Origin of the sequence: uncultured Phenylobacterium sp., from assembly GCF_902826855.1 — a bacterium.
Classification (GTDB): Bacteria; Pseudomonadota; Alphaproteobacteria; order Caulobacterales; family Caulobacteraceae; genus Phenylobacterium.
On the sequence record NZ_CADEGK010000233.1, the window covers coordinates 1 to 6,488 of the forward strand.

The 6,488-nt window shown below is 68.0% G+C and carries 9 protein-coding genes; 8 read left to right on the forward strand and 1 reads right to left on the reverse strand.

What is annotated here, in order from left to right; translation table 11 throughout:
- Together QZV94_RS21815 and QZV94_RS21820 are read left to right on the forward strand one after the other, a co-directional pair.
- Positions 1-404: hypothetical protein (locus QZV94_RS21815; protein WP_293681886.1), on the forward strand; the 404-nt coding region annotated here is incomplete at its 5' end.
- Positions 404-1,081, forward strand: a complete 678-nt coding sequence (locus QZV94_RS21820) for a hypothetical protein (protein WP_293681889.1) — start codon at positions 404-406, stop codon at positions 1,079-1,081. The genes QZV94_RS21815 and QZV94_RS21820, both read left to right, overlap by 1 nt.
- Here the strand turns inward: QZV94_RS21820 and QZV94_RS21825 are convergent.
- Complete coding sequence (locus QZV94_RS21825; RefSeq protein ID WP_293681892.1) at positions 1,078-1,485, reverse strand: hypothetical protein; 408 nt, start codon at positions 1,483-1,485, stop codon at positions 1,078-1,080. The two genes, QZV94_RS21820 and QZV94_RS21825, sit on opposite strands and share 4 nt — an antisense overlap.
- Positions 1,486-1,794: 309 nt before the next feature.
- Here QZV94_RS21825 and QZV94_RS21830 point away from each other — a divergent pair, with 309 nt between their 5' ends.
- The 6 genes from QZV94_RS21830 to QZV94_RS21855 all read left to right on the forward strand — a co-directional run.
- Positions 1,795-2,964, forward strand: coding sequence for a P22 phage major capsid protein family protein (locus QZV94_RS21830; protein ID WP_293681895.1), 1,170 nt, complete (start codon positions 1,795-1,797; stop codon positions 2,962-2,964).
- A gap of 75 nt (positions 2,965-3,039) precedes the next feature.
- Positions 3,040-3,666: a hypothetical protein gene (locus QZV94_RS21835; RefSeq protein WP_293681898.1), complete on the forward strand. Its 627-nt coding sequence runs from the start codon at positions 3,040-3,042 to the stop codon at positions 3,664-3,666.
- Entirely contained in the window at positions 3,667-3,924 is a 258-nt protein-coding gene (locus tag QZV94_RS21840) for a hypothetical protein (RefSeq protein WP_293681901.1), read from the forward strand. It abuts the gene before it with no gap.
- The gene (locus QZV94_RS21845; protein ID WP_293681904.1) at positions 3,924-4,514 is read left to right on the forward strand and encodes a hypothetical protein; all 591 of its coding nucleotides are present in this window, start codon (positions 3,924-3,926) and stop codon (positions 4,512-4,514) included. The genes QZV94_RS21840 and QZV94_RS21845 overlap by 1 nt, the downstream gene beginning before the upstream one ends.
- Before the next feature lie 9 nt (positions 4,515-4,523).
- Positions 4,524-4,934, forward strand: coding sequence for a hypothetical protein (locus QZV94_RS21850; RefSeq protein ID WP_293681906.1), 411 nt, complete (start codon positions 4,524-4,526; stop codon positions 4,932-4,934).
- Positions 4,935-5,595: 661 nt separating this feature from the next.
- Positions 5,596-6,488, forward strand: an 893-nt coding sequence (locus QZV94_RS21855) for a bifunctional 2-polyprenyl-6-hydroxyphenol methylase/3-demethylubiquinol 3-O-methyltransferase UbiG (protein ID WP_293681908.1), incomplete at its 3' end; no start/stop codon positions are given.

The window sequence follows — 6,488 nt, forward strand, 5'->3', positions numbered from 1 at the left end:
GGCGCGAGCAGCTGGCCTACGCCGTCACCCACCACGTGCAGCGCGCGGAGTTGAAGGCGGCCCGGGAGGCGGCCGACGCCATGGCCGAGACCGGCCGTAAACTCAGCCAGGAGATTGAGGGCTGGTCTCCGGACACGGCCCACAAGCTGGTGGAGTACGCGCAGGCCTTCGGGGTGACGATGGAGGAGCTGAGCCAGATGGCCGATCCGCGGCTGTGGAAGCTGCTGCACAAGGCCTGGCGGGCGGACCAGGCTGGCCAGCAGGAGGCACAAGCGCAGGCCCAGGCCGTGCGGCCGGCGGTGCTGGTCTCCGGCGGCGGCGCAGGCGGCGGCGGAGTTCGCGATGAGCTGGGCACCAAGGAGTGGATGCGGCGTCGCAACGAGCAGATGGCGAGGGGGCGCTGATGGCGACGTTCCTCACTGCGCCGGCCGGGTCGCTGACGGCGCCGGGCTACCTGACACCGCGTGAACGCGTAACCCTGGATCGGGCGCCGCGCCTGACCAGCGGGCCGCCCCCTCAGGGCTGGACCGATCCACAGCTCGGCGCGGCAGAAGGCTTGGCCGCCTACGTGGCGGGCAACGGCGTGCGGGCCGAACAGACGCGAATGCCGTACGTCGACAAAGCGCACCGGCTCCATCGCAACGCCAGCTCCGAGCGCAGTGCGCTGAAAGAGGCCGACCGCAAGCGAACTCCAGCGTCCCAACGGGCGGCCATCAGAAGAGTCAGGCCAAGCAACGGTCCGCCGCCCGGCACGTCCGGTGCGGCAAACCACACGAACCTTCGTGTCACCGAGCAGGCGCTCGCGATGGGCCGCCTCGGGAGGGCGTCACTGGTCGGCTCCGCTTTGCTTGGCGGCGCCGAGGTTATCGCCGCCGAGGACAAGCCCCGCGCCGCGGCGTCCGTGGGCGGGGGCATGGCCGGAGGCTGGGCCGGTGGAGTCGCCGGCGCCGAGGCCGGAGCGGTGCTGGGGCCCTGGGGCGCGTTGGGTGGTGGCATCGTCGGCGCGATCGCCGGGGGCGCGCTAGGGCACGGCGCCGGCAGCGGGATCGTCGATCACGCGCCCAACATGCGGCGCCGCTAGTCCGAGGATCGGCGGTCGAAGACCACTTCGCGGCACTCCGCGAAGGCTGGCTTGATGACGTCGTCACGCCAGTTCTTCCGGAACCCGGGCAGCGCCTCAAGCCATTCGACGGCGTCATCCCAGCCGGGGAGTTCCTCGTCGATGCGCCAGCAGTCTCCGCCTTCGACGTAGATGTCGCAGCAAACATCGTCGACGGTGATCATGTCCCGCTTGAAGAACTCGACGGCCAGAATACTGGCGCGATCCAGGCGGAACACCACCACCTCTTGGCCGTCAACGGCCTCCAGGACATCGCCAGAGATCCGGAGGACGCCGCGATCATCCGGCTGCGCCCTCCGCCAGGGGAGCGGCAGCGCAGTAAGGCGACGCCACGTTTCGACCCACCCCAAGACAGCGCGCTCCATGTTCCGGATACGTTCTAGCATCGTCGAGCCGGCATGAACAGGGAGCTGAGCAGGGCCCGGCAAGGTCGCCGCGGCTGACGGGCAGGCGCTGAGCAGTCGGCGACGCCGTGGCCGTAGCCTGTCCGCCGGGCTCCAAGAAACCAACTGATTCCTCCGGGCCAGGCGGTGCGCCGCAACGGGGCCGGAAGACGGGATCGCCCCACCTCGAAACCCGCCGCCGCCGGCTTGTCCGGCCGCAGCCGAGCACGCGCGTCCGCGCGCCTCGGACGCTGACGTGCGGCTGCAATCCAACATGCAAAAGGACCAACGATGCCCAACACCATCCTGACCGCCACCGCGGTGACGAGGGAGGCGCTGCGCGTGCTCCACCAGAAGCTCAATTTCGTGGGCACGATCACGCGCGACTATGACGAGAGCTTCGCCCGCCAGGGCGCCAAGGTGGGCGACACGCTGAAGATTCGCCTGCCGAACCAATACGTGGTGCGGACCGGCTCGGCGCTGGACGCCAAGGACACGGTCGAAAGCTCCGTGGACCTGAAGGTGCAGACGCAGAAGGGCGTCGACCTGAACTTCACCTCGGTGGACCTGACCCTGGCGCTGGACGACTTCTCCGAGCGCATCCTGGAGCCCGCCATGAGCGTGCTGGCCGCCAACATCGAGGCGGACGCCATGAGCATGTACAAGGACGTCTACAACCAGGTGCAGGGCGCCGGCGCGGCGACGTTCGCGCGGGTGCTGCAGGGTCGAAAGATCCTGGTGGACAACCTGGCGCCGCTGAACGGGCGGACCTGCAACCTGAACACCCAGGACAACGTCGACCTGGTGGATGCGCTGAAGGGCCTGTTCAACGACAAGGCGACGATCAGCAAGCAGAACCGCGAAGGCTACATGGGGCGGACCGCCGGGTTCGACTTCATGGAGAACACCCTGTGGCCGTCGCATGCCCGGAGCGCCGCCAACGGCGCCTACCTGGTGAACGGCGCAGGCCAGACCGGCTCGACGCTGACGGTCGACACCGGCGCCAACGCGCCCGCGGCGGGCGACATCATCACCATCACGGGGGTGTTCCGGGTCCATCCGGAGACCAAGCAGGTCACGAACATCCAGCAGCAGTTCGTCATCGGGACGGGCGCGACGTCGACCAGCTGGCCGATCTCGCCGGCGATCGTGACGTCGGGGGCGGGACAGAACGTCAACGCCTCGCCGGGCGACAACGTGGCGATCCAGATCGCCGGCACGGCGGGGCAGGCGCACGGCATCTCGCTGGCCTACCAGAAGGGGGCGTTCGCCTTCGCCACGGCGGACATGGTGATGCCAACCGGCGTCGACTTCGCCAGTCGCGAGGTGTTCGACGGGGTCTCGATGCGGATCGTGCGCCAGTACGACATCAACGGCGACAAGTTCCCGTGCCGGCTGGACGTGCTCTACGGCTACAAGACCATCCGGCCGCAGCTGGCCTGCCGGCTGGCCAACAACTAGCGGCCGCGCGTCGCTGAAACCGCGGGCGGCCCAGCGGCCGCCCGCTCCCTTTTCCAACAGATTTTGAGGTGGTCCATGGCGATCACGACCTATGCCGAGCTGCAGGCGGCGGCGGCCACCTGGCTGGTGCGCGCGGACCTGACGGCGCGGATCCCGGAATTCATCGCGCTGGCGGAGGCGCGGCTGAACCGCGTATTGCGCGCGCGGCTGGCCGAGACCGAGGTGGCCCTGGCGATCACAACGGGCGCGCGTTCGATCCCGCTGCCGGAGGGCTTCACCGAGCCGCTGCGGGTGTGGCTGCAACGGACGGACGGGCGCGAGGAACTGCCGTTCATCGAGGCCAGCCTGATCGGAGCCTCGTCGCTTCGCGGCGAGCCGGGCGCCTGGACGGTGGACGGGGCGAACCTGGCGTTCGACCGGCCCTGCGACCAGGCCTATGCGCTGACCCTGCGGATGCTGCGGCGTTTCTCGCTGTCGGACGCGGCGCCGACCAACGCACTCCTGAGCGCCAGTCCGGACGTCTATCTGTTCGCCGCGCTGAGCGAGGCGGGGCCGTTCCTGCGCGATGCGGAACTGGCGGGCGCCTATGAGGCCAAGCTCGACCGGGCCATCGCGGAGCTGAACGCCAAGGACGCCCGCAGCCGCGCGGCGCGGCGCCTGGTCACCGAAATTCCGGACCTGATTTCAGAAAGGGGTTGCTAGATGCTGTCGCCAACGATCCTGCCGATTGGGCCGGGCGCGCCCGAGGCCCTGCGGGGCGTGCTCAAGACATTCCATGATGCGCTGCTGGCGATGATTTCGCCCGGCGCGCCCACGCCGCTGTTCGCCGTGGCGGAGGCGGGGCTGCCGCCGGCCGCGGCGCACCCGCAGACCCTCGCGCTGGTGAGCGACCTCAACATCCTGGCGCATTCGGACGGCGTGCACTGGATCCGCCAGGACACCGGCTCGGTGATCGTCTGATGCCCTCGTCCTGGTCGCCATCGCTCCGGTTCGAACTGCAGTTCACCGGTGAAAACATCAACCTGTGGGGCGAGAAGCTGAACGCCGTGCTGGGCCACGCCGACTATGCCGTGGCCGGCTGGCTGACCAAGCCGCTGACGGGGAACTTGACCCTCACGACAGCCAACGCCGCCGACGACGAGGCGCGCGCCGCGATGATCAAGTTCACGGGTGGGGCAGGGCCCTTCACCGTGACCATTCCGCCGGTCAGCAAGGCCTACCTGGTGTGGAACGCCACCGCGGGCCCCGTGACGCTCACCACGGGCGCCGGGGCGACCGTGACCGTAGACGCGGGCGACATCGTCTGGGCGGCCACCGACGGGGGCGCCGTCAAGACGCCCGGCTACGGCGGCTCGTCGATCAAGGACTGGGTCGCAGGCGTGGCCTGGTCCTACAACGCCGGCGCCTTGCCCGCCCAGGCCGGCAACGCTGACAAGTTCGTCCGCACCGACGGTACGACCGCCAGTTGGCAGGCGCTCTCGACCACCGACCTCAGCGACTACGCGAGCGCCGTGAAGGGCCTCGCGCTCGCCTTCGCCATCGCGCTTTAGGAGACAGACATGGCCGTCACAGCCAACAGCATCATCACGCCGCAAACCCCGCGGTCGAACGCGGTGGGCGTCGCCACTGCGAACACCACATTCACGACCAGCCCCACCAATACCGCCCTGTTGGTGACGTTCGGCGCCAACGGCGGGCGGCTGACCCGGCTCAGCGCGACGCCGTTGGAGAACGTGACGGCGAACAATCTCCAGGCCTATCGGGACGTCGGGACGGCAGGGGTCAGCAAGTACCTGTTCGCGGCCGTGACGGGAGGCTCCGACACGGTGAGTGGCGCCGACGGTCCGGCGACGCTGGACTTCGGCTACAGCGACGACAACCCGCTGATCGGTCAGCCGAACGAACGCATCTACGTCGCGACGGGGATCGCCAAGGCGTACAACTTCATTGCCGAATGGGCGGACTACTGATGGCGGGTCAGAAGCTCCGGGGGTTCGTCGGGCAGGGGATGGATGCGCGAAAGAAGGCCTTCGTGCCGTTCACCCATCCATACCCGCCAGGCTCCTATACTTGGACCTGTCCTGCCACCGGCTATTACTTGCTGACGAACTGGGGGAGCGGCGGCAGCACGGGCGCGGGCCCCGGTGCCAGCGGAGGCTTCACACAATCCCTGGTGCTTTTTGCCAAAGGCGAGACCGTCGCGGTCATTGTCAGCACTACCAGCGGCGTCGCCAGCACCTTCACATTCAAAGGTCGTACGGTCACAGCGGGGGGCGCGCTCGGCAATGCGCCAGGTACTGCGTCCGGCGGTGACCGAAATCTCAACGGCTCGGCTGGCGGTTCGGGGAGCCCGGCGTCGAATGGCCTTGGCAATAGTGGTGGTACAGCCGCCCCTGGCGCGACCGGCGGGGCCGGTTCCCCCGGCGAGGGTACCTATCGCGGTGCAGACGGCGGTACCTCTGGCCCCGGGGCCGGGTCGAGCAATGGCAGCGTGATATACGGCTACGGGTACGCCATCATCGTGCGCCAACCCAACGCGATGCGGACATAAGGGCGGTGGCCCTCGTGCGGCCGCTCCCATCGCGGTTCTACATCTGGGAGCAGCATCTTCGGCCATGCTAGACCGCCCAAATGAGCACCCGAAATCCCTGGTCTGCCATTGTCTACGATCATCTCTTGGGCACTCGGCTCCTTTCCGAACCGATCCGAAACGCACATGAGGAACAGCAGCTTACAGCGCTGCGCCGACGATGCCTCGAGGGCGGTCGGAGCACGCCCACACTGCTCGCGCATTTGGCGATCCAGTGTTTCCTCAATGAGTATGCATGGTGGGAGGGCGAGGACGAAACCTCGGAGCTGACCCATCTCCCGATGGATTCGAAGGGGTTGCTCCTACGCGCTTGTTATCGCGGCCTGGCCGACTTGCCCGGCGCCGCGGAGCTTCTTCGAACGGACTGGCCAGCGCCCCTGAGGGCGGTCCTAAAGACGCAAATAGCTGACGTTCTTAGCGAGGGGCAGTTTAGCGCTTCGGTGCCCGCGCTCACGCCGATACGCGGCGGTGTCTCTGAGGTGGTCCGCGAGATGTATGAAGCCAACCCTTATCCTAGGTGGGCGCTCATCGGATCGCCGAAGTCCGAACCGGCGGGAGCGGTCGCGGATATTCTTGTGGCCGGCTGTGGCACCGGTAAGCACTCGATACACACCGCTCTACGTTATCCAGGAGCGAGGGTTTTGGCGGTGGATCTGTCACGGGCGAGCCTCGGCTACGCCATGCGGCTGACGGCCCAAGCGGGGATCGCCAATATCGAATATGCGCAGGCCGACCTGCTGGAGTTGCCGAGCCTCGGGAGAACATTCGACCTAGTAGAGTCGTTTGGCACGCTTCCCTGCATGGAAGATCCTGCTGAAGGCTTGGCAGCGCTGACGCGCCTGATGCGGCCAGGCGGGAAGATCCGGCTCGGTCTCTATAGCGAGGCGGCCAGGCGGCCGTTGGTGCGCGCACAAGCGCTCGGAAGAGCCTACCC